At 63.8% G+C, this 26,529-nt stretch carries 23 protein-coding genes; 15 read left to right on the top strand and 8 right to left on the bottom strand.

Annotation, left to right across the window (positions count from 1 at the left end):
- Positions 1–20: 20 nt before the first annotated feature.
- On the bottom strand, positions 21–671 hold the full coding sequence (locus tag NMB96_RS20565) for an imm11 family protein (RefSeq protein WP_043889831.1): 651 nt from the start codon (positions 669–671) through the stop codon (positions 21–23).
- A gap of 790 nt (positions 672–1,461) precedes the next feature.
- Here NMB96_RS20565 and NMB96_RS20560 point away from each other — a divergent pair.
- Positions 1,462–1,635: a hypothetical protein gene (locus tag NMB96_RS20560; protein ID WP_183086718.1), complete on the top strand. Its 174-nt coding sequence runs from the start codon at positions 1,462–1,464 to the stop codon at positions 1,633–1,635.
- 228 nt (positions 1,636–1,863) lie between these two features.
- Here the strand turns inward: NMB96_RS20560 and NMB96_RS20555 are convergent, their stop codons facing one another.
- The gene (locus tag NMB96_RS20555) at positions 1,864–3,525 is read right to left on the bottom strand and encodes a recombinase family protein (protein WP_225970111.1); all 1,662 of its coding nucleotides are present in this window, start codon (positions 3,523–3,525) and stop codon (positions 1,864–1,866) included.
- 16 nt (positions 3,526–3,541) lie between these two features.
- Here NMB96_RS20555 and rimO point away from each other — a divergent pair, with 16 nt between their 5' ends.
- Positions 3,542–4,912, top strand: coding sequence for a 30S ribosomal protein S12 methylthiotransferase RimO (gene rimO, locus NMB96_RS20550; protein WP_255085529.1), 1,371 nt, complete (start codon positions 3,542–3,544; stop codon positions 4,910–4,912).
- Between the two features lie 122 nt (positions 4,913–5,034).
- Here the strand turns inward: rimO and greB are convergent, their stop codons facing one another.
- A complete protein-coding gene (gene greB, locus NMB96_RS20545; RefSeq protein ID WP_104552379.1) occupies positions 5,035–5,541 on the bottom strand; it encodes a transcription elongation factor GreB in 507 nt (168 codons plus the stop codon).
- Between the two features lie 104 nt (positions 5,542–5,645).
- On the opposite strand from greB, the gene NMB96_RS20540 reads away from it, so the two are divergent.
- On the top strand, positions 5,646–7,112 hold the full coding sequence (locus NMB96_RS20540) for a rhomboid family intramembrane serine protease (protein ID WP_255085528.1): 1,467 nt from the start codon (positions 5,646–5,648) through the stop codon (positions 7,110–7,112).
- Between the two features lie 766 nt (positions 7,113–7,878).
- Here NMB96_RS20540 and NMB96_RS20535 read toward each other — a convergent pair.
- Positions 7,879–9,153, bottom strand: a complete 1,275-nt coding sequence (locus NMB96_RS20535) for a hypothetical protein (RefSeq protein WP_255085527.1) — start codon at positions 9,151–9,153, stop codon at positions 7,879–7,881.
- Positions 9,154–9,455: 302 nt separating this feature from the next.
- On the opposite strand from NMB96_RS20535, the gene NMB96_RS20530 reads away from it, so the two are divergent.
- Both NMB96_RS20530 and nudK read left to right on the top strand, forming a co-directional pair.
- Positions 9,456–10,436, top strand: a complete 981-nt coding sequence (locus NMB96_RS20530; protein WP_183086593.1) for an IS5 family transposase — start codon at positions 9,456–9,458, stop codon at positions 10,434–10,436.
- 496 nt (positions 10,437–10,932) lie between these two features.
- Positions 10,933–11,532 (top strand): GDP-mannose pyrophosphatase NudK, encoded by a 600-nt coding sequence (nudK, locus tag NMB96_RS20525; RefSeq protein WP_115040463.1) that lies wholly within the window; start codon positions 10,933–10,935, stop codon positions 11,530–11,532.
- Between the two features lie 237 nt (positions 11,533–11,769).
- Here the strand turns inward: nudK and NMB96_RS20520 are convergent, their stop codons facing one another.
- Together NMB96_RS20520 and NMB96_RS20515 are read right to left on the bottom strand one after the other, a co-directional pair.
- Positions 11,770–12,297, bottom strand: coding sequence for a hypothetical protein (locus NMB96_RS20520; protein WP_255085526.1), 528 nt, complete (start codon positions 12,295–12,297; stop codon positions 11,770–11,772).
- Between the two features lie 34 nt (positions 12,298–12,331).
- Positions 12,332–13,837, bottom strand: a complete 1,506-nt coding sequence (locus NMB96_RS20515) for a helicase HerA-like domain-containing protein (protein ID WP_255085525.1) — start codon at positions 13,835–13,837, stop codon at positions 12,332–12,334.
- 294 nt (positions 13,838–14,131) lie between these two features.
- On the opposite strand from NMB96_RS20515, the gene NMB96_RS20510 reads away from it, so the two are divergent.
- Entirely contained in the window at positions 14,132–15,715 is a 1,584-nt protein-coding gene (locus tag NMB96_RS20510; protein WP_023904486.1) for a transglycosylase SLT domain-containing protein, read from the top strand.
- A 384-nt stretch (positions 15,716–16,099) separates the two neighbouring features.
- On the opposite strand, the gene asd is transcribed toward NMB96_RS20510, so the two are convergent.
- Together asd and NMB96_RS20500 are read right to left on the bottom strand one after the other, a co-directional pair.
- Entirely contained in the window at positions 16,100–16,948 is an 849-nt protein-coding gene (asd, locus tag NMB96_RS20505) for an archaetidylserine decarboxylase (RefSeq protein WP_255085524.1), read from the bottom strand.
- Positions 16,945–17,595, bottom strand: a complete 651-nt coding sequence (locus NMB96_RS20500; RefSeq protein WP_006450476.1) for an SCO family protein — start codon at positions 17,593–17,595, stop codon at positions 16,945–16,947. The genes asd and NMB96_RS20500 overlap by 4 nt, the downstream gene beginning before the upstream one ends.
- 80 nt (positions 17,596–17,675) lie before the next feature.
- On the opposite strand from NMB96_RS20500, the gene prmB reads away from it, so the two are divergent.
- The 9 genes from prmB (at position 17,676) to NMB96_RS20455 (ending at position 26,521) form a co-directional block, all read left to right on the top strand.
- Positions 17,676–18,602, top strand: coding sequence for a 50S ribosomal protein L3 N(5)-glutamine methyltransferase (prmB, locus tag NMB96_RS20495; protein ID WP_255085523.1), 927 nt, complete (start codon positions 17,676–17,678; stop codon positions 18,600–18,602).
- Positions 18,592–19,080, top strand: a complete 489-nt coding sequence (locus tag NMB96_RS20490; RefSeq protein ID WP_255085522.1) for a hypothetical protein — start codon at positions 18,592–18,594, stop codon at positions 19,078–19,080. The genes prmB and NMB96_RS20490 overlap by 11 nt, the downstream gene beginning before the upstream one ends.
- Positions 19,070–20,173 (top strand): chorismate synthase, encoded by a 1,104-nt coding sequence (gene aroC / locus NMB96_RS20485; protein WP_255085521.1) that lies wholly within the window; start codon positions 19,070–19,072, stop codon positions 20,171–20,173. Before NMB96_RS20490 ends, aroC begins: the two co-directional genes overlap by 11 nt.
- Positions 20,166–21,254, top strand: a complete 1,089-nt coding sequence (locus NMB96_RS20480; protein ID WP_255085520.1) for a 2-hydroxyacid dehydrogenase — start codon at positions 20,166–20,168, stop codon at positions 21,252–21,254. The genes aroC and NMB96_RS20480 overlap by 8 nt, the downstream gene beginning before the upstream one ends.
- Positions 21,255–21,340: 86 nt before the next feature.
- On the top strand, positions 21,341–22,366 hold the full coding sequence (locus NMB96_RS20475) for an aspartate-semialdehyde dehydrogenase (protein WP_023904479.1): 1,026 nt from the start codon (positions 21,341–21,343) through the stop codon (positions 22,364–22,366).
- Between the two features lie 213 nt (positions 22,367–22,579).
- A complete protein-coding gene (locus tag NMB96_RS20470) occupies positions 22,580–24,508 on the top strand; it encodes a motility hub landmark protein FimV (RefSeq protein WP_255085518.1) in 1,929 nt (642 codons plus the stop codon).
- Entirely contained in the window at positions 24,505–24,912 is a 408-nt protein-coding gene (locus tag NMB96_RS20465) for a VOC family protein (RefSeq protein ID WP_255085517.1), read from the top strand. The genes NMB96_RS20470 and NMB96_RS20465 overlap by 4 nt, the downstream gene beginning before the upstream one ends.
- 170 nt (positions 24,913–25,082) lie before the next feature.
- On the top strand, positions 25,083–25,856 hold the full coding sequence (gene truA / locus NMB96_RS20460; RefSeq protein WP_104551445.1) for a tRNA pseudouridine(38-40) synthase TruA: 774 nt from the start codon (positions 25,083–25,085) through the stop codon (positions 25,854–25,856).
- Entirely contained in the window at positions 25,853–26,521 is a 669-nt protein-coding gene (locus NMB96_RS20455; RefSeq protein WP_168957723.1) for a phosphoribosylanthranilate isomerase, read from the top strand. Before truA ends, NMB96_RS20455 begins: the two co-directional genes overlap by 4 nt.
- Positions 26,522–26,529: the final 8 nt, after the last annotated feature.

Genomic DNA, 26,529 nt, shown 5'->3' with positions numbered 1-26,529 from the left:
TGCGTATAAAGTCGATTGACTTAACAGTCTGCAGCGTCGCTCAGCCAGACGCCGCGCGAATTGCGTCCCTTCCCAAATCCGTGTTCGATCAGTGCGTCTCGAAACAAGCGATCACAGATAACAAGCCCGCCGTTATAGGGTGTCCGGAAGACATGGGTAGCGCCTAGAACTTCTTTTCTAAAGGCGAGGCTGGCTCCCCCAACCAAACTATAGTGCTTACCTTTAGGGTAGCCCTCGGTTAGGATTTTGACTGTGGATGCTTCTTCGTCAAGCGCATCAATCTCCCTAACGACCTCGCAGAAATAATGTGGCGCGGCCTGCGATCCGTCATAAAGAGTGAATTCACATTTCGCAAAGGAAAACGCTTCTGAGTCAATTGACTCGAAAAGCTTTTTCAATGGGTCGGATACGAGCCAGTAACCTCGAAAACTTGAGTCGAGATCATTGACCATTTGATCCGGCTGACCCTGGCGCAAGCGAGGTATATCTCTAAAGCCTTTAATTCCGCTACTTGATTGCTCAAGGCTTAAATGTGTGGGCAGAGGGAAGTCTGCTTTGTTCTCGAACACTACGCCGTGGCCTTGGCTTCCACGCATGTCAGGACCGAGGGTGTAGAACTCGCCTTTCTGAGGCCTGCTCCCTGCGACTTTTCTGGCTTCGTTCATATTCATGGCCTCAATTCTCTCATCCATCGGGCACCGCTTGAAGCGCGGTCAGGTAGGACCCTGCACCTACCGTGTTGAGCCACGCCCAAGCTCAATGCGGCCGTCCAACGGCACCCCGGCGTGATGGCGCTCCGGCCCTAGGCCCTCATGTTGCCCGGCTTCTACAGCGGGCGCAGTAGGAAAACTCCGACGTCTGCAAATGGTGCTGCCCCTGGCGCGCGCAATCGTCGCCCCGCCACGCCTGCGGTCTTCATGCATGGTTTTCGCTGCACCCCTGCGGGGTAGGCCTGGGCCGCGCTGCTGCTACCGATCCGTGGGATTCAAGGGGGCCTCTCTTCCCTGCAGATCCCTGCGCGCCCGAGGACTCTGCGGGCGGGGCGCGGCCGCGTTCCGTGGCCAGGCCTCCCGGTGCGTTTCGTCAAATGACCATCGGAACCAGGTAATCGGTAATCCGCGAGCCGAAACAGGGTCTAAGGGACTGATGTCAATGGGAAATTCGGGATTACCTTTTGGGGTGATTTAAGGTAATCGGCACCCCATGGAAAAGTTATGTGATTGAAATTGAAGGATATTTTTTGGGAATGGGATTACCTCCCCAAAAGGTAATCCCATTACCTCTCAATTACCCTTTAATTACCTTTGATATTTTCTAATAAGTAATTGATAAATATGGAAATATGTGCATTGCTGGAAGCGGATTACCTAGATTACCCCCTTCCCGTGGTCATCTGAAAAATTGAGATTGGAGCGCGCTAGAGTGGGCTGCCACACCACTCGCTACGACCGATTCCCCGCAATGTCGCTGACCCACGATGCTCCGCAGGCAAACCTCGATCCCGTCGACGCGGCGGGCGGGAAGCGCTGGTGGGTGGTAGACCAGGCCGTGGCCATGCTCGAGCGCGGAAGCCAGTTGGCCAACAAGCACGGTGGTCAGCAGCACACCATATATATGTCGGTTACTGCTGCATGAGCGCGATCGATGCCGGCGATGAACCTGTGCTGCCGCCTGGCTTCCGCTGGGACAGGCCTTGGCGGGGCGCGATGGGGCCGGTGCCGCCCGGCGAGCCCTTCGCGCGTTTTGTCCAGCGCGACTGCAGTAGCTTCGATCAGGGGCGACGTGGCACCGTTATGTGGGCCACGCGGCACGAGGCGAGGATCCGAGCTGAAGTGGCCACCCGGATGCCGCGCTAGCTAAGCTTCAGTCCGCAATATTCGGGGGCAGCGGGATTTGTGTTGTGTCGATCTGTTCGCCGGCCTGCCAACCTCCGGTCTGACGATCAATGTGAAGCAGTCGGGCGCCGCCGCGCTTCGCGATGAGTAACAGGTCGATAGTGCCTTTCCACGAGCGCGTACGTTCCGGCTTCCTGCCGCGATGGAACACTACGATTCGGTCGAAAGTATCGGCGACCAGCTGCCGGGCCTTGATGCGCGCGTCATAGTCGAGTGCCTCGACTCCTGCGACGAGGCATGCCCACGCCTTCGCGGCGGCTGGCTCTGGGGATAAGGCGACGGCCGCCAACTCGTGCTCCAACGCCTCTACTCGCTTCTGCTGCTCTGCCAGCTCGGCCTCAAGCTCACGTGCGCGCCGCATGAATGCCGCCGGCGCCTGGCCGGCGTCCGAAGCCAGTAGGGCATCGGTGATCTTATCTATCCGAGTCGCGGTATCCGAGACCTGCACACGAGCAACGGTCAGCTGGCCGACGATACCGTCTGCGCGATTCCCAAAGTCTAGAAGCCTAGACAGGTTCATTTGGTCGGCGCAGAAGGTCACCAGGGCGTGCTCGATCGGGACGACGCTGCAGCTGCCGGCGACGGGGCAGCCGCCTCCTTGGGAGTTGCTGACGCAGATCAAGCGCCGATGGCCATCTTGGGGGCGTCCATCTTCCCGGCGACCACGCGTCATCAAGTTCTGAGCCACCATCGCCGCTCCGCAGTAGCCGCAGAAGGCAATCCGCATGCCAGTGATGAGCCCTGGAATCTCACCAGTGCCCTTGCGGCGTGAGCGTTGCACCGTCAGGTGCTGCAGGTCGGCGAACTCCGCAGGCGAAAGCAGGGCAGGGTAGTAGTTCGCCAGACGATATTCCTGCCCGTCGACCTCCAGCACCTTTTCCCCAATCAAGGCTCTATTCCGCACGATTCGGTATAGCTGCTGCGAGGGGTTGCCGCCGTTTGTGATCTGCAACCCCATATCAGTCAGGGTTCGCATAATTCGCACTGCACCGTGTCCCTCGCGGAACATCCTTACTGCAATGCGCACCGCTTCCCCGCGCTCAGGCGCAATTTCAAAGTGCTGGTCAACCAGACGAAGCCAATGCGGATCCTTGCCGTTGCGCACGAGTCCTCGCCATGTGCCGGCCATCCAGCCCTGGCACTGCCGATGAATCGCTGCGCGCACGCGTTTGCTCTTTGTATCGGACTCCTCGTGCGCACGGATCATGATCAGGAGGCTGTACACCAGATCCATGGGCTGGGCCTTGAGCCCTTCGCGGTTGTACTCGCGTCCGTCGCTCGCGGTCACGACGGTGATGCCGGCGTTGATGATCTGGGCGAGTTGCGCTTGGGCCTGGATAGGCTCCGCGCGGCTGAGGCGGTCTAGCCCTTCAACCACCAACACCGACCCTGCGGGGATGCGCCTGTCATCGATCGCCTGCAGGAACAGGCCAAGGGCGCCACGTGTTACATGGCGCTGGTGGTATGCCGACAGTCCAGCGTCTTGCATCGACAACTCGGAATCGAGCGTCATGCTGTGCTCGGCCGCCCAGCGCCTCGCATATTCCATTTGTCGATCAGCGCTGCTGCCGGCGGCCTGCTTCGGGTCGCTAAACCGCAAGTAGCTGTAAACTTTGGCCTTTATAGCCATAGCGCCAGGTGTCGTCGTGTCGGATAGCAGAAGTATAGGGTTTATATCATTAGGCTGCCCGAAGGCGCTCGTCGATTCCGAACGCATCCTCACCCAGCTGCGCGTGGAGGGCTACGACATCGTGCCCAGTTACGACGCCGCCGACGTGGTGGTGGTTAACACCTGCGGCTTCATCGATTCGGCAGTAACCGAGTCGCTGGATGCGATCGGCGAGGCGATGAACGCCAACGGCAAGGTGATCGTCACCGGCTGCCTGGGCAAGCGCCCGGAACAGATCCGCGAGGCCTATCCGCAGGTGCTGGCGGTGTCCGGCCCTCAGGACTATCAAAGCGTGATGGAAGCGGTGCATGCGGCATTGCCGCCGCGCCACGACCCGTTCGTGGATCTGGTGCCGGACTACGGCATCAAGCTGACCCCGCGCCATTACGCGTACTTGAAGATTTCCGAAGGCTGCAATCACCGTTGCAGCTTTTGCATCATTCCGTCCATGCGCGGCGATCTGGCCTCGCGCCCGGTCGATGAAGTCCTGCGCGAAGCCGAGCGCCTGGTGCGCGGCGGGGTCAAGGAGTTGCTGATGGTCTCGCAGGACACCTCGGCCTATGGCGTGGATCTGAAGTACGTCGAGCGCCCGTGGCGCGACCGCATGTACCAGACCCGCATGAAGGCATTGTGCGAAGGTTTGTCGGAGCTGGGCGTGTGGACGCGCCTGCATTACGTCTATCCGTACCCGCACGTGGACGATGTGATTCCGCTGATGGCCGAAGGCAAGCTGCTGCCGTACCTGGACATCCCGTTCCAGCACGCCAGCCCGCGCATCCTCAAGCTGATGAAGCGGCCCGGTGCGGTGGAAAAGACCTTGGAGCGCGTGCAGCGCTGGAAGGCGATGTGCCCCGAGATCACCGTACGCTCGACCTTTATCGTCGGCTTCCCCGGCGAGACCGATGCCGAGTTCGAATCCCTGCTCGACTTCCTGGATCAGGCCCAGCTCGATCGAGTCGGTGCGTTCGCGTATTCGCCAGTGGAAGGGGCCAGCGCCAACGCATTGCCGGATCCGGTGCCGGAAGAGCTCAAGCAGGAGCGGCTGGCGCGTTTCATGGCCAAGCAGGCAGAGATTTCCGCCGCGCGGCTGGAAGCCAAGATCGGCAGCGTGCAGCAATGCCTGGTCGACCTGATTGAAGACGATATCGCCGTGGCCCGTTCGCGCGCGGACGCGCCGGAAATCGACGGCCTGGTGCATATCCAGAACGGCGGCGAGCTCAAGTTGAAGATCGGCGACCTGGTCGATGTGGAGATCACCGACAGCGATGAGCACGATCTGTTCGGCGATGCATTGCCGGCCAATGCCCCGATCCAGCAAGGACGGTCGTTGAATCTGCAGATGGTGTAACCGGTCAGGTGTCGGGACACCGCGGTCCGTAGGAGCGCACTTTGTGCGCGAAGAGGCGTTATCGATAACGCCCCATCGCGCACAAGTGCGCTCCTGCACGTCAGCGGATGGCGATCACGCGGCTACTGGCTCGCGTAATCCACCGACACCACCACGAAGGTGTGCTTGCCGGACGGTAGCTGCGCTTCGAATTCGTCATCCACGCGTTTTTTCAGCAACGCGCGCGCCAGCGGCGAGTCGATGCTGATCCAGCCGCGTCCGGCGTCGGTTTCGTCCGGACCGACGATGCGGTAGTGCAGCAGGTCGCCGCTGTCGGCGTCTTCCAGCTCGACCTGCGCGCCGAAGAACACCGCGCGCGGGTCGGTCGGCGCGGTATCCACCACGCGCAGGGCTTCCAGCCGTTTGCTCAGATAACGCACACGGCGGTCGATCTCGCCGAGCTGCTTCTTGCGATAGGTGTATTCGGCATTCTCCGAGCGGTCGCCTTCTGCGGCGGCTGCAGCCAGCGCGCGCACCACCTCTGGCCGACGCACGCGCCAGAGATCTTCCAGCTCGGCCTTGAGCCGGGCATGGCCATCGGGCGTGATCAGCGCAGTGCTTTTTTCGGCAGGCGGGCGCCAGCGGCTCATGGGCGGTGTGTCGGTCGGCGGGGACGCGATGCTAGCGCGCATGACCTGCTTGCGCATCTGCCGCCGCACAGCGAAGCTTTGCGTTCTCGGACACGGACGCCGTCATGCTACTGATGCCGCTGCACAAAACCTGGTCGCGCCAGAACATTCCTTGGGTGACGCTGCTGCTGGTGCTGATCAATGCGGCGGTCTACCTGGGCTATCAGCGCAAGGACGACGCTTTGGTCGAAAATGCGGTGCGCTATTACGTCGACTCGGGGCTGGGTGCGTTGGAGGCGCAAGCCCATGTGCGCTATCTGGAGCAAACCCGCGACGCCAAGCTCCGCGCCGCGCGCAAAGCCAAATTGGACAGCGTGCCCACACGCCAACGCATTGCGTATCTGGCGCATCTGACGATGAACGATGTGGCGTTCGCGCAGGCATTGCGCAGCGGCACGCTGTTCAAGGACGAGGAGCGTTTGCGCGAATGGCGCGTATTGCGTGCGCCCTACGACGCGCGCCTTTCCAAGGTATTTACGCTGCGCCATCTGCAGCGTAGCTCGGAGTGGTCGCCGGCACGGATGCTGACGGCGACATTTCTGCATGGCAGTTTCGATCATCTGCTGGGCAACATGCTGTTCCTGCTGGCGCTTGGCACCTTGCTGGAAGGGGCGATCGGCAGCGGCTGGTTTCTGCTGCTGTATCTGCTCGGCGGGTTCGGCGCCAGCGCGGCCAGCCTGTGGTGGCGCTGGGGCGAGCCAGGCGGCGGGTTGGGCGCATCCGGTGCGATCGCGGCATTGATGGGCGCGTTCTGCGTGGTCTGGGGCCGGCGCAAAGTGCGGTTTTTCTACTGGTTTTTCGTGGTGTTCAACTATGTGCGCGGCCCGGCGATTCTGCTGTTGCCGCTATGGTTGGGCTGGGAGCTGTACAGCCTGTTGTCGAGCGACAATGCCGCGGTCGCCTTCGAGGCGCATGCCGGCGGGTTGGTCAGTGGCGCGCTGCTCGGTGCCTTGCTGGTGCTGCTGCGGCGCACTCGTCCCGCCTTCATGGAAGAGAGCGATGCAGTGCTGGTGGACGATCGCTGGGAGCGTGCGCAGCGGCATCTGGGGCGCATGGAAAACGTGGAGGCTGAGCGCCTATTAGCCGAGTTGGCTGGCGAGCAGCCGCACAATCTGGAGGTGGCACTGGCGCGTTATCGCACCGCACGCAACGCGGGCCATCGCCAGGACAGCTTGCGGCATGCGCAGACGCTGTTGCAGCTGCAGACGCATCACGCCGAGCAGACGCGCATCCAGCTGGCGGTCGCTGCCGAGTTGAGCAAGGCCAAGATTGATTGCGCGCTGCCGGCACGGCTGGCCTTGATCGGTGCGTGCATGCGCAATGGGTTGCTGGCCGACGCCGAGCGGCTGTTGAAAGAATGCGAACTCAGCGCGTCGCGCGCGGAGTTGGCGCAGCACTGGTTCGTGCTGGCCTTGCGCCACGGCGAGCTGCAGGACGGCGCGCAACGTACGCGCTTGTTGCAGCTTGTGCTGGAGCAGTTTCCGGAGCAAGGCCAAGCCAACAAGGCGCGCTTTCTGCTCGACAATGGGTGAGCCGGTTTGGCTCGCTGGCTTGCTGTGACAAACCGACCATTAGCGCCTATCGATTGCAGAGCGGGTGCTCTGCGGTTTGGCTGGAGGGCCCTTGCCCGCCCACCGTCGCGGGACACGCCGCAAGTACGTCCGTGTAGGCTCTTACGCGGCATCCATGCCGCGTAAGGTCCCGCGACGGTGGGCGGGCAAGGACCAGTCGGGATGGTTGGTATGCATGGTCTTAAACAAAGCAACCGATCAACTCTCTGGTGCGGTGTCCTCACCGATTGCGGGACCGTGTGGCGGCATGGATGCCGCCACCGAGCCTACATGGACGTACTTGCGGCGTGTCCCGCGAGCGGTGAGGGCACCGCGCCCTCGGTGATGCGGGTTTGCTGGAGGGCCCTTGCCCGCCCACCATCGCAGGACACGCAGCAAGTACGTCCTTGTAAGCTCTTACGCGGCATCCATGCCGCGTAAGGTCCCGCGACGGTGGGCGGGCGAGGACCAGTGGAGATGGTCGGTTTGGATGTTTTCAATAAAGCAGCCGACTAACTTTCTGGTGCGGTGTCCTCGCCGCTTGCGGGACCGTGTGGCGGCATGGATGCCGCCACCGAGCCTCCAGGGACGGATTCACGGCGTGTCCCGCGAGCGGTGAGGGCACCGCGCCCTCGGTGATGCGGGTTTGCTGCAGGGCCCTTGGCCGCATGGTCGCGAGCAGTACACGCCGCGAGACTGTCCGATGACGGAAGATCCGATTAGCTCCGTCAAAAAATTTGCCAGCCACTCAAGCCGGTTGAATCGCCACCGCTTTCAGCGCCGCTTGCAGCTTCGCGCGTAGTGCATCGTTTTCGCACTGATCAAGGGCGTTTTGCAGCACTGCACGCGCCTGGTCATCGCGGCCGAAACGTTCGGCCAGCAGCAACCCTGCGTCGAGCGACCACGTTGGTAGCATCACGTCGCGCGGCCATGCGCCGATGGCTGCTAGCAGGCCGTCGGTCGCCAGCTGGAATTGCCCGGCCATCTTGGCGCGCTCGGCCAGCAGCGTGGCTTGCTCAGGCGTCAGCGGTGTAAATGCGGGATTGCTATCCAATGCTTCGCGTTGCAAGGCGAGCGCACGGCGCTCCTGTTTTTCCTGCAGCAAGCGATTGATGTAGTGGCGCGTGTGTTCGTGCAGTTCGTCGTTGCGATGATGTTGGCGCAGCAGACGCTGATACAGCTCATGCACGGCAAGGCTCACCGCGCGTGATCGCACCGCGCCGCGCAACGCTTGAAAGGCTTCGTCGGCATGTCCGTCGCGCAGGTACTGCTCTGCTTCGTCTAGCAGGCGTTGATCCGGGTCTTCGCGCTCGACTGCCGCGCCACTGCTGGGCACATAGCCGAGTTCTTCGTGGTACTGGTACACCAGATAGCCCATCAGATGGAAGCTGGCGAACAGGCTCCAGATCGAGGCAATCACAACGGTCGCTTCCCGTACGACCGGCGGCAGATATTTCACCGCAATGAACACCGCTGCCGTGCCGCTGCCCTGGATCACATACAGCAGGCCGTATGCGGCCAGGTACGGCCAGCCGATGCGCAGCGCCATGTCGATCGACACTGCCGGGTTGAGTGCGCGGCGCAGGCTGCCGTCGATGGCCAGCGCAATCATCATGCCGGGCAGCAACAGCTGCACCACCAGATACGCGATGGTCAAGCCGGGCTTGCCGCCCAGTACGCCTGCGGCACCAATGACGATGCCCAGCGCAAGCGCCAGCAGAATCAGCCTGAGTACGGCGCTATCGAACGTGTTGTAGCCGAGTCGCGGTGCGTCGGCTTGCCCATCTGCGCTGTGGCGCAGGATGTCGAAGGCATAGGTGTAGGTCGCCATGCCCAGCACGCCGGCGATCAGCAGTTTCAGGATGCCTGGCAACACCAGCAGCGCGCTGCACAGGGTCAGCGCAATCAGCGCGTACAGCGCCGAACCGCGCAGCGGGTAGGTGGCGATGGCGGGAATGCGGGTCCAGAACGGTGCCGGCGCGGCCTGCACTGCAACCTTGCGTGCGCGAAAACGGTCTTCCATGACGCTCCCAAAGCGTGTGATGTGAAGGGATTGTGCGGTGGTGCGCGTCGCCGTGCAATTGGGATGTAACGGCGCCTGCCTGTTGAGTCCGGTGATGCACGGCAGCGGGTGGGCCTTGGCGCGTTGCCGTATGCGGAACGACACGAACTGCCCAAGGTTGGGTGCCGGTATCGACGGTTCAGTGGGCCGTGCGCTATCGAAGAAAGCGGCTGGCTCGAGGAGCACGTGATGGCAATTAGGGAACCTCTGAACAACGCACCACAGATACGCGACACTACCCGCCTGATGTTGAGGAGTGATCCATGCAACTGACGTTCGGTGACGCTGAGGGCCTGGGCAAGCGCAAGCAGACCCGGCGCGAGATCTTTCTGGCCGAGATGGAGCAGGTGGTTCCGTGGCAGCAACTGCTCGGTCTGATCGCGCCGCACTATCCGGTATCGGGCCGGCCAGGTCGGCAGCCGTACGCACTGGCGACGATGTTGCGGATTCATCTGCTGCAGCAGTGGTATGCGCTGAGCGATCCGGCGATGGAAGAAGCACTGCACGAGATCCCGACCTTGCGGCGGTTTGCCCAGCTCGGTGGCTTGGACAACGTTCCGGACGAGACCACGATTCTCAACTTTCGGCGCCTGCTGGAGACCCATGGCCTTGCCGCGCGGATGCTGGAAGCGGTCAACGCGCATCTGGCGCGCAAGGGCCAGAGCCTGCGGTCGGGCACGATCGTCGATGCGACGCTGATCGCGGCGCCCAGTTCGACCAAGAATGCCGACAACGCGCGCGACCCTGAGATGCATCAGACCAAGAAGGGCAATCAGTGGTATTTCGGGATGAAGGCGCACATCGGCGTGGATGAATTTTCCGGGTTGGTGCACCACGTCCATTGCACAGCCGCCAACGTCGCCGATGTCACGGTGATGCACACGTTGCTGCATGGCAAAGAAGACAGCGTGTTCGGCGATAGCGGCTACACCGGTGCGGACAAACGCGAAGAACTGCAGGCCTGCAAGGCTGCATTCTTCATCGCCGCCAGGCCCTCGACGATGCAAGCCCTCGGCAACAAACGCGAGCGTGCTCGGGAAAGACGTTGGGAACACTTCAAGGCCAGCGTGCGCGCGAAGGTGGAGCATCCATTCCGGGTGATCAAGCGCCAGTTCGGCTACACCAAGGTCCGCTATCGCGGCCTGGCCAAGAACACCGCGCAGGTGCTGACCTTGTTTGCGCTATCGAACCTGTGGATGAAGCGAAAGCAGTTACTGCCGACGATGGGGAACGTGCGCCTGTAACCCGGGCAACACCCTGCAAACGCGCCGGAAACGGCAAAAAAATCGAGGATCTGAGCGCCGTCAGCCTGGTCGATGTGGTTAGGCTCATCCTCCGATGCCGTTGATCAGACCATCCTTAGAGGGTTTGCAAAGCGGTGCCGGCGTTGCGTATGGATATGTGGTCGCGACACATTGCCGGTCGCGCGAGCATTGCCGACGTCGCGGTCGTGCGGTTCGTCATCCTGATGACGTACGCACTTCCGTGCTTCAGTCGACAGTGCCGCGTCGCGGTCTGAATGACCGGCAGCGTGGAATCATTGGCCTAGTACGTACTGATCGCAATGCAGGCCTTTACATGTCGATATGCGACACGTGCAGTGCTTTAGTAGATGACGTAATGCTCCGGATCTTGGTGATCGGTAGACTGTCGACCCGCCGCAGTCACTGCGGATCTTTCGAGCGACCAGACGCGCCACGTTCGTGGCACCACCGTCGCTCGCATCACAAGGAGTGTCGCTTGAATCCATCCGCCACCGGCAACCCGCAGGTTCGCATTCGCAGCATCGATGTGCTGTCGGACAATTGGTATGTGCTGCGCAAGGTCACCTTTGATTTTCAGCGCAAGGACGGCCGCTGGCAGACCCTGTCGCGCGAGGCCTACGATCGCGGCAATGGCGCCACGATCCTGCTCTACAGTCGTGCCAAACAGACGGTGATGCTGACCCGCCAGTTTCGCCTGCCGACGCTACTCAACGGCAATGCGGACGGCATGCTGATCGAAGCTTGCGCCGGCTTGCTTGACCAGGACGATGCGCTGACCTGCATCCGCAAGGAAACCGAAGAAGAGACCGGATATCGCATCGACAACGTGCGCAAGGTGTTCGAGGCGTTCATGAGCCCTGGCTCAGTCACTGAGCGCCTGTACTTTTTCGTCGGCGAATACTTCGATGGCGACAAGGTCAGCGACGGCGGCGGTGTCGAAGAAGACGGCGAAGAGATCGAGGTGCTGGAACTGCCGCTCGATACAGCCCTGGCGATGATCGGTTCAGGCGACATCGCCGATGCCAAGACCATCATGTTGCTGCAATACGCCAAGTTGCATGGCGTGTTGGCGTAGCACGATCTCGTGCGCCGCGCGAACGTTTGTCTTTGGCGGTTCCTCAGCGTGTCGCTATTTGCATGCAATGCGCTTGCGCACAGATACGACGCTGCCGCAGACCTGAATTTTGCGGCGGTCGACGCAAGCGATTCTTGTTGCTTGCGTGGCAAAACGTGCCGAGTGCAGGTTCCGCTCTTGAGTAGTGCTGGGTGCAAAGGCGCGCAACTCACCGCATCATGAATCCATGCTCAAAGATCAGCGCACACGTCGCAGCACTTTGTCCTGATCCTCTGGCGGATTACCGCTGTGGCAATTGTGGCCATCCTGGGCCAGGGCGTAGTCGGTGCGATGCGCATGGCGATCGGAGACGGTGTCTTGTTCGATGCGAAACCCGTAGATATTGGGTCCGATCATCGGATCATTGGGGTCTTCGAAGCTGAGCATTAGGCAGCTGCCGCCTATCTGGTCAACCCACCAGGATCCGACCATGGTTTTGGGTGCGGCATGTCGCGCGGCGCCAGCGATGCAGGTCGTCTTCAATGTGTAGCGTCGGCTGTTGTCGCTTGGTTTTCCTGTCTTGTGGAGAACAAGATCGGCGCGGACGGCTTGGCAGTCTTGCGTGTAGGGCTGCAGTTTGCCGGTATAGCGGCCGGTAAGCAGGTGCTGCTGTTGTAGCGGCCACGCGTCAGTTGGAGCTGGTTGCCGGGCAGTGGCCGTTGCCGCCCAAATAACCGTGCTTGCAGTCAGACAGCGGAACAGCAGTATTGTTGCGTCCTTGCTCATTGGTGTTGTCTTGTCTTTTTGTGTGTGTGGCCCCTCAGCGCTTCCCACCAAAAATACTGCCGAAAATACCGCGCACGATCTGCTGGCCGATCTTGTTGCCCACCGTGCGCGAGATCTGCTTGGCCATCGCTTCGAGCATGCCCTGGCGGCGGCTGGTGCCGAACACCGCGTCCTTGACCGCCTTGCCAAAGCCGCTGTCTTGCGCGTCGTCATCCTCGCGGGTGCGCGCCGGTGGTGCGGCGTTGTGCTCGGCCACTTGTTTGACGCGGCGCGCGAGCAGTTCGGCGGCCGATTCTCGGTTGATGGCGGTGTCGTAGCGGGTGCCCACTGGGCTGGCCGCACGCACCTGCGCGCGTTCGGTCTCGCTGATGGTGCCCATGCGGCAGCGCGGTGGGGCGATCAGGGTCTGCTGCACCGGCGCGGGCACGCCCTTGCCTTGCAGCGGCGACACCAGCGCCTCGCCGGTGCCCAGGCCGGAGATCGCGGTTGCCACGTCGAGCTTGGGATTGGCGACGAAGGTCTGCGCCGCGGTCCTGACCGCCTGCTGGTCGCGCGGGGTGTAGGCGCGCAGCGCGTGCTGCACGCGATTGCCGAGCTGGCCGAGGATGTTGTCCGGAATATCGTCGGGAAACTGCGAGCAGAAGTACACGCCCACGCCCTTGGAACGGATCAGCCGCACCACCTGTTCGATACGCTGCACCAGCGCGGCGGGCGCGTCGTCGAACAGCAGATGCGCTTCGTCGAAGACGAACACCAGCTTGGGCTGTTCCAGGTCGCCCACCTCGGGCAAACGCTCGAACAGTTCCGACAGCAGCCACAGCAAAAAGGTGGAATACAGCTTCGGCTTGAGTACCAGTTGGTTGGCCGCCAGGATGCCGATCACGCCGCGGCCGTCCGGTGCCACGCGCATCAGTTCGGCGAGCTCAAGTGCGGGTTCGCCAAAGAACTGCTCGCCGCCGTCCTGCGCCAGACGCAGCAAGGAGCGCTGGATCGCGGCCACCGATTGGCTGGAGACCAGCCCGTAACTGGTGGACAGCTCCTTGCGTTCTTCCACCACCAACGCCAGCAGCGCGCGTAGGTCGTCCAGATCCAGCAACAGCAGTCCACGGTCGTCGGCCAGCTTGAACACGATGTCCAGCACGCCGGACTGGATGTCGTTGAGTTCCAGAATGCGCGCGAGCAGGGTGGGGCCCATCTCGCTGACGGTGGTACGCACCGGGTGCCCTAGCTTGCCGTACAGATCCCAGAACACCACCGGGTTGGCGGCCGGCGCGTAATCGGTGATGCCCACTTCCGTGGCGCGCTGCAACACGCCGGCTGCGCCGTCGCCTACCACTGCAAGACCAGCCACGTCGCCTTTCACGTCGGCCAGGAACACCGGCACGCCCAGCCGCGAGAAGCCTTCGGCCAGGGTCATCAAGGTGACGGTCTTGCCGGTACCGGTGGCGCCGGCGACCAGGCCGTGGCGGTTGCCGAAGCGTCCTTCCAGCATCACCGCGATGTCGTCGGTGACGCCTTTGCCGAGCAGGAACGAGGCCATTGCGCAGATCCGGGTGGGGAAAACGCGATTCTATCTGGCAATGCTCGCCGGCAATCCCGGTGGGGCATCGTGGTGGCACAGCGAGTCCGCATGCTGGCGCGAGACGTCAAAGAGCCATGCCGCCGGGCAACTCGCAGGAGCAACGGGCGCGACTCACGGGAACCAGCCAGCAGCCATTCCAACCACTTAATCCATCGATCAATCTAACGGCCCACTGACCCTGCCGGCGGTGCCGCCTTGCCCCGGTGTCGCCCCGGCGGCTACCCTGCCTGCCTTTCCGCTGTACTGCCTACGATGCCGCTCGCTCATTTTGCTTTGCGCCCATGGCCGGTCCTGGCACTGGTGGCGCTGATGTCTGTCGTCCCCGCTGCCCATGCCATCTCCAAACGCGACACGGAGAAAGCCGCCGTGCTCGATACCCGCATGGCCGCCGCAGAAAAGCGCTACCGCGACGCGCTGGTGCTGGTGAACAACTCCGACCCCAAGGGCACTGCCGAAGGCGATGCCGCGTTGGAGGACATGGAAGACGTCATCGACGCCTGCATCAAGCAGCGCGGCTGCCTGGTCGCCAATCAGCTGGCCACCTACAAGCGCCTGCTGAAGGCGCGCGCAGACGCCGAGGCCCCGGCCGCCGAAGACCCGGAAGACGACGACAGCTTGCTGCAGGCCGACCCGGACCATTTGGGCCCGGCGAACAACGGCGTGCCAGAAGCCGCACGTGCGGCCACGCTGCTCAACGACCAGCGCCACGATTTCGACAAGATGGTGCAGTACAACCCGGCGGTGCAGGCCGGTATCCGCCGCTGGCTCACCGACATGCGCCCGGCGCTGCTGACCAGCTACGAGAACTACAGCAACCTGCGCGGGGTGATGTGGCCGGAATGGCAGAAGCGCGGCCTGCCCGAAGCGCTGCTGTTCGGCATCATGGCCAAGGAATCCAATGGCAAGGTGCACGCCAGTTCGCGTGCCGGCGCGGCCGGGCTGATGCAGTTCATGCCTGCTACCGGGCGTCGTTTCGGGCTGGGCCCGGACGGCACCGGGTTCGATACGCGCTTCGATGCACGCAGCGCCGCCGAAGCCAGTGCCGCGTATCTCAACGAGCGCATGGCCGGGCTCAACCGCAACATCGAATTGGCGCTGGCCGCCTACAACGGTGGCGAAGGCCGCGCGGCGCGCGTGTTCTCACAAAGCGGCGGGCGCGGGTTCTGGGAACAGGACGTGTACAACCAGTTCCCGGCCGAAACCAAGGACTACGTGCCGATGGTGATCGCCGCGGCCTGGATCTTCCTGCACCCGCGCCAGTACGGCGTGGACTTCGCCAAGCTCGATGCGCAGCCGGCCACGCTCAAGCTCGCCAAGTCGACGACCATCTACGAGCTCACCATCTGCCTGGGCAGCATGGGCACGCGCGACGGCTATATGCGTGCACTGCGCAATCTCAATCCGCGCTACGAATCCGATGGCTGGATTCCGGCCGGCACCGTGATCAATGCCACCAACCGTATCGCCAGCCTGTACACGCGCTACTGCGTCAACGGCCCGCGTGCGGACCTGGCGCGCACCTTGATCACTGCCGACCTCAACAGCGCGATCGTGCGCAGCAGCAGCGCCCCCGAGTACGTGCCCAGCGTGGCAGTGGGCGATGTCAGCCCGATGGCCGGCGTGCCGACTACCGTGGCCACCGGCCAGCCGGTGGTCGCCAAGCCCAAGGCCAAGCAGGCGCGCAGCTACACCGTCGCCAAGGGCGACACGCTCGGCCGCGTGGCGCAGAAGTACCAGTGCGAGATCAAGGAGCTGGCCAAGGCCAATCGCTTGAAGGCGCCGGGCTATGCGCTCAAGCCGGGGCAGAGCATCAAGCTGGCCGGCTGCGATCGCTGACCAGCGCGGGCGATATTGCGTCGGCGAGCTGCGGGCTGGACCCAACTCCTGTAGGAGCGGGCCTGCCCGCGATGAAGCCGTCCCGGTAGCTCTAGGGTGGGTGGGCGCGCTCTAAATTGGAGGCTGGGAGTGCGAAACGCGCCAGCGCACGAAACGTCATCGAGAAGTCCTCATCGCGGCCAGGCCCGCTCCTACAACGGCATCGCTAGCCACATTTGCCGATCGCCGCATTCGGAGTGAATCGTGCTGGTGCACGAACGTCATCGAGAATGCCCGTCGCGGTCAGGCCCGCTCCTACAGCGGCGGAGTCGCTCGCCGCATTCGCCGATTGCCGCGTTTTGCCGCGTTGGGTGTGAAGCCGGAGGTGTCAACGCGCCGCTGTAATCAGCTTGTCTGGCGAAGTGCGAGCGATTGTCCTAAGCGAACCGATGTCTCCGCAGCAAGTCCAGCTTCGAGCTTCGCGACACCTGGCGGCAGCAACACGATCACGGTAGATCCGTAGTTAAAGCGAGCCATCTCCGCAAAACGCTCCAATACGATTCCCTTGCCGCGGTAATCCTTACGCGTGATGCGATCGCCATAGCGCGGAATCTCCACGCCGCTCCACACCGTCTCCACGCCGGACACCAATAGCGCGCCCACCATCACCGAGGCCATCGGGCCGAAGTCGGTGTCGAAGTGGCACACCAGGCGCTCGTTGCGGGCGAACAGGCGCGGCACGTTGCGTACCGCATCCGGGCCCACGCTGAACAAACGGCCGGGCACGTGCACGGTTTCGCGCAAGGTGCCGGTCCACGGCATATGCACGCGGTGGTAGTCCTTGGGCGAGAGATAGACGGTGGCGAACAGCCCGTCGTTGAACGGCAGCGCTACCTCGGCATCGCCCAGCAGTTCGGCAGCGGTAAACGACTGCCCCTTGGCCTGGAAAATGCGGCCGTTCTCGATCGGGCCAAGCTGGCTGATACGGCCATCGGCCGGCATCAGCACGGCTGCGGGGTCGGCATCGGGCACGCGTGCGCCCGGCTTCAAGGCACGGGTGAAGAACGCATTGAAGGTGGGGTAGGCGCGCGGATCCGGCTCCAATGCCTCGCTCAGGTCCACGCCGAACTTGCGCGTCACCGTGTCGATCAACCATTGCTTGGTGGACGGCGTGTCGGAATAGGCCAACGCGCGCGCCATCGAGGACAACAGCCGATGCGGCAGCACGTAGGTCAGGGAAGTGACGAGACTCACGGAGCGGTTACCTTGGTCAGCTGTTGGAGGTCGGCGGCAATCGCCTTCGGGTCGAGCGGGGGGCGGATCAAGCCGGCCAGGCGGCCTTGTGGGTCGAGCACGGCGATGCCGGCCGAGTGATCCATGCTGTAGTCGTTGGGATTCTGCGCGAACCCCTTGCCCGGCACCTTCTGGAACACGAAGCCCAGCGCGGTGGCGAAGCGCTCCAGCGCTGGCACATCGGCGGTGGCCGCCAGCGTGTCCTTGTGGAAGGCATGCGCGTATTCGCCCAGGCGGGCGGGCGGATCGCGCTGCGGGTCCACCGACACGAACAGCACGCGCGGGCGCAGCCCATCCGGAATGCTTGCCCACTGCTGCTGTGCCACCGCCAGATCGGTCAAGGTGGTCGGGCACACATCCGGGCAGAACGTGAAGCCCAGAAACACCAGCGTCCAATGCCCTTTCAGCTCACCGGGCACCAGCTGGGTGCCATCGGACTGGCGCAGGCTGAACTGCGGCAGGGTGCGTGGCTGCGGATAGAAGGTGATGGTCTTGGTGGGCGGCCACGGCGAGCTGGGCGCGGCGCCGAGGAACTTCTGGCCCAGCAACAGCCCCAGGCCGGCGGCCAGCGCCACCAGCAGCACGATGCCGGTATTGCGATTGAACATGGCGGTTTCCACTGCAACGGACGCTCATGATACCGATCCGACCTCTATAATCGTGGGCCGATTCCTCTTTAGTTGTTGCCATGACTGCCGCCGCGGCCGACGAACTGCACACCATCATCGACCTGATCCGCTACGGCACCAGCCGTTTCAATGCAGCCGGTCTGACCTTCGGCCACAGCTACGACAATGCGCTGGACGAGGCCACCCAGCTGGTGCTGCACAGCCTGCATCTGCCGCACGATCTCGGCCCGGCCTACGGCCAGGCGCGTCTGCTGCGCTCGGAAAAAGAGCAGGTACTGGGCTTGTTCGAGCGCCGCATCAGCGAGCGCGTGCCGGCGGCGTATCTGACTGGCGAGGCCTGGTTTGCCGGCCTGAGTTTCAAGAGCGATGCGCGCGCATTGGTGCCGCGCTCGCCGATCGCCGAGCTGATCGAAGCCGGCTTCGAGCCCTGGCTGGGCGGCCGCGAAGTCACCCGTGCGCTGGACCTGTGCACCGGCTCGGGCTGTATCGCGATCGCCATGGGCCACTACAACCCGCAGTGGGACGTGGACGGCGTGGACATCAGCGACGACGCGCTGGCACTGGCGGCCGAAAACAAGGCACGCCTGCACGCCGACAACGTCACTTTGCTCAAGTCGGATCTGTTTGCCGGGCTGGGCGGTCGCCAGTACGACCTGATCGTCACCAATCCGCCGTACGTCACCAACGACGAAACCGACGCGCTGCCGCAGGAGTATTCCTACGAGCCGGAGCTGGGCTTGCGTGCGGGCGACGATGGCCTGGACCTGGTGCTGAAGATCCTGCGCGATGCGCCGCAGCATCTCAGCGAAGACGGCTTGCTGATCTGCGAAGTGGGCGAATCAGAGCAGCATCTGATCAAGCTGCTGCCGGAAGTGGATTTTGCCTGGGTCGAATTCAAGGTCGGGCAAATGGGCATCTTTGCGGTGGAATGCCGCGAATTGATCGCGCATGCTGCGCGCATCACCGAGTTGGCCAGTGTACGCTGAGTCGTCCACACCGCGGCCGCAGCTGAGCGATCTCCTGTTGCTGGTGCCGGTGTCCATCTTCGGTGTGGGCATTCCGCTCGGCTTGCTCGACGTGGTGTATCGCTTGTTCGACCCGATGTACGGCGGCCCTTCGACTCAGCGCTGGTTGAGCGCGGCGGCGGAGATTGGTTTTGGCCTAATGGCGTTTTTCGGCCTGGTGTCGGCATGGATCGTGGTTGTTAGTTCGGATGCGGCCTTGCGCGCGCATCGGCGCCGCACGCTGATCGTGGCACTCGGCCTGCTGGTCGGAATCGGCGTTGCGCTGTACCTGCTTGCCGATTGGCTGCTTAGCGGGCGTGACGCGCTGGATGTGTTTGTGCTGGTGTTCAGCGGCTTGTTGGCAGTGGCGCCGATGCTGGTGGCGGCACGTCATCTGCCGCGCATCTTGCGCGCCACGTCACCTGCTGCATTGTTGAGAGGATGCCGTCATGGGCAGTAACAGTTTTGGTCGCTTGTTGACGGTCAGTACCTTCGGCGAATCGCATGGGCCGGCGATCGGCTGCGTCATCGACGGCTGCCCTCCGGGCCTGGAGATCGCGCCGGAAGAATTCACCCACGATCTGCAGCGCCGTGCCAGCGGCAAGAGCCGGCACACCTCGGCCCGCCGCGAGGCTGACGCGATCGAAATCTTGTCTGGCGTTTACGAAGGCCGCACCACCGGCACGCCGATCGGCTTGCTGATCCGCAACACCGATCAGCGCAGCAAGGACTACAGCAACATCGCCCAGCAGTTCCGCCCCGGGCATGCGGACTACACCTATTGGCAGAAGTACGGCATCCGTGACCCGCGTGGCGGCGGGCGCTCGTCCGCGCGCGAGACCACCATGCGCGTGGCTGCCGGCGTCATTGCCAAGAAGTGGCTCAAGCAGCGCTACGGCGTGCTGGTGCGCGGCTTTTTATCGCAGCTGGGCGAGATTCGCCCGACCGGTTTCGACTGGAATGCGGTCGAAGACAATCCGTTCTTCTGGCCGCATGCCGAGCAGGTGCCGGAGCTGGAAACCTACATGGATGCGCTGCGCAAATCCGGCGATTCGGTCGGCGCGCGCGTGGACGTTGTCGCCGGCGGCGTGCCGCCGGGCTGGGGCGAGCCGATCTACGGCAAGCTCGATGCCGAACTGGCTGCTGCGCTGATGAGCATCAATGCGGTCAAGGGCGTGGAGATCGGCGACGGCTTTGCCAGCGCCGCGCAAAAGGGCACCGAACACCGCGACCTGATCACCCCGGAAGGCTTTCTCAGCAACCATGCCGGCGGCATCCTGGGTGGCATTTCCACTGGCCAGGCGATCACCGCTTCGATGGTGCTCAAGCCGACCTCGAGCCTGCGCCTGCCTGGCGCGACCGTGGATGCGGAAGGCGCAGTGGTAGATGTGATCACCACCGGGCGCCATGACCCCTGTGTGGGCATTCGCGCCACCCCGATCGCCGAGGCGATGATGGCGTTGGTGTTGATGGATCAGGCCTTGCGTCATCGCGCCCAGTGCGGCGATGTCGGCGAAGTGTCGCCGCGTATTCCCGGTCAACTCGATGTCTGAGTCGCGGCGCGCCAAGGTGTGGGTCAGCCAGCCCCTGTTCGACGATGTCGTCGCGCAGTTGGGCGAGCATTTCGAGCTGATCACCACCGCGCGCGTCACTGCCTATTCGCCGGCCGATCTGGCTGCGCAGCTGGCATCGCTGGATGGTGCGTTGATTACTCTCAACGAGCGTATCGGTGCGGCAGAAATCGCGTCCGCACCGCAGCTGCGCGCCATCGCCAATGTCGGTGTGGGCTACAACAATCTGGATCTCGATGCGCTGAGTGCGGCCGGCATCCTGGCCAGCAATACGCCGGACGTGCTGACAGAAACCACTGCCGATCTCGGCTTTGCCTTGCTGATGGCCACCGCGCGTCGCATCACCGAATCCGAGCGCTGGTTGCGCGATGGGCAGTGGGGGCAGTGGTCGTTCAAGACCATGCTCGGCGCCGATATCCACGGCAGCACGCTTGGTGTTCTGGGCATGGGCCGGATCGGGCAGGGCATCGCCCGCCGCGGTGCGCACGGTTTCGGCATGCGCGTGCTGTATCACAACCGCAGCCAGTTGCCGGCCGAGACCGAACAAACGCTCGGCGCGCAGTACGTGGATTTCGACACCTTGCTGGCGCAGTCCGATCACCTAGTCCTGGTGCTGCCGTACACCAAGGCCTCGCACCACATCATCGATGCTGAAGCGCTGGGCAAGATGCGCACCACCGCCACGCTGGTGAACATCGCGCGCGGTGGCCTGGTCGATGAAATCGCGTTGGCCGATGCGCTCGCCAATGGGCGGCTGGCCGGTGCCGGCCTGGATGTCTACGAAGGCGAACCTGCAGTACGCCCCGAGTTGCTGGCCTTGCGCAACGTGGTGCTCACCCCGCATATCGGCAGTGCCAGCCTGGCCACGCGCCGCGCCATGGTGCAGCTGGCGGTGGACAACCTGATCGCCGCGCTGGGCCACGGCCCCAACGCCGGGCATCCGCCAAGCGCACTCAATGTCGATGCGGTTGCCGCTGCCAAACAGGGCGGTGCGCGCGTGGGCGCGAGCGATGGCGAAGCGATCAAAACCGGCGCGACCAAAACCACCACGACCAAACGATAGGGAACCTCCGCGGCCAGCTTTGGAGGTTCCCCGAACCCACTGCGCAAGCGCGTTCCCCTCTTTCCTATTTCGATAAAGACAATCTCATGAGCAACGAAAACCGTCGTTTCAACGTCGCGGTCGTGGGCGCCACCGGCGCTGTCGGCGAGACCATGCTGAGCATCCTGGCCGAGCGCAATTTCCCGGTCGCCACCCTGTACGCGCTGGCGTCGTCGCGTTCGGCCGGCGGGCAGGTGGAGTTCAACGGCGGCAAGGTCGATGTGCTGGATCTGGCCGACTTCGACCCCACCGGCGTGGACATCGCGCTGTTCTCCGCGGGCGGCAGCGTGTCCAAGGAATACGGCCCCAAGTTCGCCGCCGCCGGCGCGGTGGTGATCGATAATTCCTCCGCCTTCCGTTACGACGACGATGTGCCGCTGGTGGTGTCGGAAGTCAATCCCGAAGCGCTCAAGCAGCGCCCGCGCGGCATCATCGCCAACCCCAATTGCTCGACCATGCAGATGCTGGTCGCGCTCGGCCCGATCCATCGCAAGTACGGCATCGAGCGCATCAATGTGGCGACCTATCAGTCGGTCTCCGGTGGCGGGCGTTCGGCGATGGAAGAACTGGGCAAGCAGACCAGCGAACTGCTGGGCTTCCAGCAGATCGAACCGCAGCGTTTCCCGGTGCAGATCGCCTTCAATCTGATCCCGCACATCGACGACTTCCAGGACAACGGTTACACCAAGGAAGAGATGAAGCTGGTCTGGGAGACCCGCAAGATCCTGGGCGACGAGACGATCATGGTGAATCCCACTGCGGTGCGTGTCCCGGTGTTTTACGGTCACTCCGAAGCGGTGGCGATCGAAACCCGCGACAAGATCACCGCTGTGGAGGCGCGCGCGTTGCTGGAGGCTTCGCCGGGCGTGGAAGTCATCGACGAGCACAAGCCGGGTGGCTACCCGACCCCGGTCACGCACGCCTCTGGCAAGGACGCGGTGTTCGTCGGCCGTATCCGTGAGGACCTGTCGCATCCGCGCGGTCTGAATCTGTGGATCGTCTCGGACAACATCCGCAAGGGCGCCGCGCTCAACGCCGTGCAGCTGGCCGAGCTGGTCGCACAGGAGGGCTAAAGCACGGTCGTTCGGTAGGAGCGCGCTGGCGCGCGATGAAGCTCTCCCAGTGATGCCTCATCGCGCACCAGTGCGCTCCTACCTATGCGCTGCCGACGGCCTGCTGCGTGGATGCCGCATCGCGACGGCCTGTGCACTCCGCGCGAGCTGGCCGACTTTTTCGCTCATTCAGCGGCTATATTGATGCCCATGAAACATAGGGGCGGGGGCGCGATGCGTCCGATACAAGCGATAGGTGCGTTGCTGCTGATGGTCTGCAGTGGCGCCGCCATGGCGTTGGGGTTGGGCGATATCCGGGTGCTGTCCAAGCCTGGGCAACCGCTGGTGGCCGAGATTCCGGTCATCTCCAACGAACCGGGCGAACTCGACAACGCCCGTGTGGCGCTGGCATCGGCGACCACTTTCGCGCGGGTTGGCCTGGAGCGCCCGCAGGGATTGGTCAGCAGCCTGCAGTTCCAGTTCGCGCAGGATGCGCGCGGGCGTGCGGTGATTCGCGTGACCAGCAGCCAGGTGGTCGACCAGCCGGCAATCAACTTCCTGATCGAAGTGGAGTGGGGCCAGGGTCGGCTGGTACGCGAGTATTCCGCGCTGGTCGATGCGCCCAATACGGCCGCGGCGATCGCCGGGCCGGCCATCGAAGCGCCGCGTGCCGGGGCCAACAATACGATCCCCCGCCAGTCCCCGGTGTCGGCGCCGGCTGCCGCAGGCGCCGATCAAAAAACTGCCGCTACCGCACCAACTGCACGCCGCAGTGCAAGCGCTATCGCTGCCGCGCAGGCCGGCGATGCATTGCCTGCGGTGCGCTCCGGCCAGACCTTGTCGGAAATCGCCGCCTCCGTGGCGCGCTCCAGCGGGCATTCGCTGGATCAGACCATGCTGGCGTTGTTGCGGACCAACCCCGACGCCTTCATCGGCGGCAATATCAATCGCTTGAAGCAGGGCGCCGTGCTGCGGACGCCGCAGGAAGAGGCGCTGGCACAGGTCGGTGCGGCCGAAGCGGCGGTGATGGTGCGCGAGCAGGCTGCCCAGTGGCGGCAGGCGCGCTCGGCGATTCCGCAGCCGGCCGAAGCCGGCGCGACTGCCGCGACACCGCCCACATCCGCAGCACCTGCTGCGCCCACCACTGCGGGGCCCGGCGCGCGGCTCGAGATCGCCCCGGCAGTGGCGATTCAGACCAACACCGCCGGCGCCACGTCCGGCACCAGTGCCGAAGGCGAGGGCGAGATGGCGGCCAACCAACAGTTGCAACAGGCCAAGGAAGACATCGCCACCCGCGATGCGGAATTGCAGGATCTACGCACGCGCGTGGCCGATCTGGAAAAGCTCAAGCAGCAACAGCAAGCCTTGATCGCAATGAAGAACACCGATCTGGCCGCCGCGCAGAAGCGCCTGTCGGAGACGCCGGCTGCGGCGGAGCATGGCGGCGGTTTCCCGCTGTGGTTGATCGGCGGGCTGGTGTTGATCGTTGCGGCCGTGGTCGCATGGCTGGCTGCGCGTCGCCGCAAGCCCTCGCCGCTGCCGCCGTTGCCGCGTCGTCAGTTCGACTTCGTGCCTGTGGGTGCTGCAGCCGAGACGGAAGAGCCGCAGGATGCCGAGCTCGCCACGCAGCCCAGCGAATACGACGTGGTGCATGAGACCGAATTCGAGCAGGCCAATCTGCGCGAAGACGAGCGCGCTTACGACGCGCAGCAGCCGCTGTCGGAGGTGTTGCGCCGCGAGCCGCTGCTGTCTGAGCCAGCGCCAGCGCCGGTCGTGGTCACCAGCGAGGATTGGCGGTCGTTGCGTGCAACGCCGCCGGCTCCGGCTCCGGTGGCGGTGCCGGAGTACGTCGAGCCTGACCCTGCGCCTGCGCCGGAGCCGGAGCACCCGATCAGCGATCTCCCGCCGGTAGTGCCGCAACTATCGGTTGCCGCCCAGGACAGCCTGGATTTCGAGCAAGCCCCCGTGGCTCCCGTCGCCGCGCCTGACGCACAGACGTACAGGGAATTCACGTCCGCAGGCCGCGATCGTCTGGAGCTGGCAGTGGCCTATATGGATCTGGGCGACAAGGACACCGCGCGCGGCCTGTTGCTGGAGGTCGCCGCTACCGGCGATGAGGCCACCCGTGCCGAAGCGGCCGAATTGCTGGAGCAGCTGACATGAGCCCGGCCATGGACAGCCTTGCCGCAGACAAGCGTGCCGCACGCGAGCGTCGCATCGATTACGTGGAGTTCGCCTCGATCGATCCGGACGCCAGCCGCGCGTTTTTCGAACAGGTCTTCGGCTGGCAATTTCAGGCCTTTGGCCCGGATTACCTGGCCTTCAACGACGGGCGCCTGGACGGTGGTTTCTACCGTGCAACCGCGTCGGCACCGGCTGAAGCGGGTCCGCTGGTAGTGCTGTATGCCGACGACCTGGCACCAGTGCTCGAGCGCATACGTGCTGCCGGTGGCGAGATCGTCAAGCCGGTGTTCGGCTTCCCGGGTGGCAGCAGATTTCATTTCCGCGAGCCCGGTGGCACGACGCTGGCGGTGTGGTCCGAGCGCGCCGCCGCGCAGGGCGACTGACAAACCACTGCGCTCAGCGTCAGGCGCGCGGTTGGTTCTTGGTGCGGCATCGCCGCTCGTCACACTGCGGTGCTTGCGCGCGGTTTGCGCCTCACTGACGATCGCTGGCGACGCTTTGCCGGCCGCGCTTGGTCCGCACACTCAATCGATTCAACAACAGGCAGGTTCCGATGCGTTACGCGCTGGGCGTGGAGTACGACGGCAGCGAGTTTCAAGGCTGGCAGCAATTGGGCGAACACGGCGGGCCGACGGTGCAGGCCAGATTGCAGGCGGCCCTGTCGTCGGTCGCCGATGCCCCGGTGCAGGTGATCTGCGCAGGCCGCACCGATGCCGGCGTCCACGGCGAATGCCAGGTGGTGCATTTCGACAGCGACGCACGCCGCGACCCGCGCAGCTGGACGTTGGGTACCACCGCGCGGCTGCCGCCCTCGATCGCGGTGCGCTGGTGCGTGCCGGCGGCGGCCGACTTCCATGCGCGGTTTTCCGCACGTGCCCGCCGTTATCGTTATCGCCTGCTCAATCGTCAGATACGCCCCGCGCTGTATCGGCAGACCTTGAGCTGGGAGCGTCGCCCGCTGGATGCAGATGCCATGCACACAGCGGCGCAGGCCTTGCTGGGTGAGAACGACTTCAACGCATTTCGCAGCGTGCAATGCCAGGCGCCGCATGCACGCCGCAACCTGCAGGCCATCAGCGTGCAGCGGATTGGCGAAGTGGTGGAGATGCAGGTCCAGGCCAATGCATTCCTTCATCACATGGTGCGGAATATTGTTGGCTCGCTGATCCTGGTCGGAACCGGAGAACAACCGGTCGACTGGATCGCGACGTTGCTGGCCGGACGCGACCGCTCTGTGGCCGGGCCGACGGCGCCGCCACAAGGCCTGGTGTTTGTCGGGCCGTTGTATCCCGCAGAGTGGCATCTGCCTGCTGAGGTCACCCAATGAATCGATCGCTGTACCGCACCCGTATCAAGTTCTGTGGCATGACCCGCGCCGGTGATATTCGACTGGCAGGCGAGCTGGGTGTGGACGCGGTAGGTTTCATTTTTGCGCACGGCAGCCCGCGCCGCGTGGCACCGGCCGAGGCGCGCGCGATGCGTCAGGCCACCGCGCCGATGGTCGATGTGGTGGCGCTGTTCCGCAACAATTCCAAGGAAGAAGTGCGCGAGGTGGTGCGTACCGTGCGCCCGACCTTGCTGCAGTTCCATGGCGAAGAAGACGACGCGTTCTGCCGTAGTTTCAATCTTCCCTATCTCAAGGCCGTGCCGATGGGCAGCACCGGCGTCAATGGTGAAGACGCCAACGCGCGCACCTTGCAGCTCGCCTATCCCAATACAGCCGGCTTCCTGTTCGACAGCCATGCGCCCGGCGCAGGCGGCGGCACCGGCAAGACCTTCGACTGGTCGCGGTTGCCGACCGGTCTGCATCGCCCGTTCCTGCTGGCCGGCGGCATCACGGCCGACAACGTGTTCGACGCCATCGTGGCGACGCTGCCGTGGGGCGTGGACGTGTCCAGCGGCGTGGAGCTGGCGCCCGGCATCAAGGACGGCCACATGATGCGCAAGTTCGTTGAAGAAGTGCGCCGGGCCGATTGCCACGAGATGTCGTGAGATTCGGG

Origin of the sequence: Xanthomonas hortorum (genome assembly GCF_024339125.1) — a bacterium.
Taxonomy (GTDB): Bacteria; Pseudomonadota; Gammaproteobacteria; order Xanthomonadales; family Xanthomonadaceae; genus Xanthomonas; species Xanthomonas hortorum.
This window is presented reverse-complemented; position numbering and strand designations above follow the sequence as displayed.

Coding starts and splice junctions, on each gene's coding strand:
- NMB96_RS20565 (WP_043889831.1), bottom strand. CDS start 671: ATGAATATGAACGAAGCCAGAAAAGTCGCAGGGAGCAGGCCTCAGAAA.
- NMB96_RS20560 (WP_183086718.1), top strand. CDS start 1,462: ATGTCGCTGACCCACGATGCTCCGCAGGCAAACCTCGATCCCGTCGAC.
- NMB96_RS20555 (WP_225970111.1), bottom strand. CDS start 3,525: ATGGCTATAAAGGCCAAAGTTTACAGCTACTTGCGGTTTAGCGACCCG.
- greB (WP_104552379.1), bottom strand. CDS start 5,541: ATGAGCCGCTGGCGCCCGCCTGCCGAAAAAAGCACTGCGCTGATCACG.
- NMB96_RS20540 (WP_255085528.1), top strand. CDS start 5,646: ATGCTACTGATGCCGCTGCACAAAACCTGGTCGCGCCAGAACATTCCT.
- NMB96_RS20535 (WP_255085527.1), bottom strand. CDS start 9,153: ATGGAAGACCGTTTTCGCGCACGCAAGGTTGCAGTGCAGGCCGCGCCG.
- NMB96_RS20530 (WP_183086593.1), top strand. CDS start 9,456: ATGCAACTGACGTTCGGTGACGCTGAGGGCCTGGGCAAGCGCAAGCAG.
- NMB96_RS20520 (WP_255085526.1), bottom strand. CDS start 12,297: ATGAGCAAGGACGCAACAATACTGCTGTTCCGCTGTCTGACTGCAAGC.
- NMB96_RS20515 (WP_255085525.1), bottom strand. CDS start 13,837: ATGGCCTCGTTCCTGCTCGGCAAAGGCGTCACCGACGACATCGCGGTG.
- NMB96_RS20510 (WP_023904486.1), top strand. CDS start 14,132: ATGCCGCTCGCTCATTTTGCTTTGCGCCCATGGCCGGTCCTGGCACTG.
- NMB96_RS20500 (WP_006450476.1), bottom strand. CDS start 17,595: ATGTTCAATCGCAATACCGGCATCGTGCTGCTGGTGGCGCTGGCCGCC.
- prmB (WP_255085523.1), top strand. CDS start 17,676: ATGACTGCCGCCGCGGCCGACGAACTGCACACCATCATCGACCTGATC.
- aroC (WP_255085521.1), top strand. CDS start 19,070: ATGGGCAGTAACAGTTTTGGTCGCTTGTTGACGGTCAGTACCTTCGGC.
- NMB96_RS20480 (WP_255085520.1), top strand. CDS start 20,166: ATGTCTGAGTCGCGGCGCGCCAAGGTGTGGGTCAGCCAGCCCCTGTTC.
- NMB96_RS20475 (WP_023904479.1), top strand. CDS start 21,341: ATGAGCAACGAAAACCGTCGTTTCAACGTCGCGGTCGTGGGCGCCACC.
- NMB96_RS20470 (WP_255085518.1), top strand. CDS start 22,580: ATGCGTCCGATACAAGCGATAGGTGCGTTGCTGCTGATGGTCTGCAGT.
- NMB96_RS20465 (WP_255085517.1), top strand. CDS start 24,505: ATGAGCCCGGCCATGGACAGCCTTGCCGCAGACAAGCGTGCCGCACGC.
- truA (WP_104551445.1), top strand. CDS start 25,083: ATGCGTTACGCGCTGGGCGTGGAGTACGACGGCAGCGAGTTTCAAGGC.
- NMB96_RS20455 (WP_168957723.1), top strand. CDS start 25,853: ATGAATCGATCGCTGTACCGCACCCGTATCAAGTTCTGTGGCATGACC.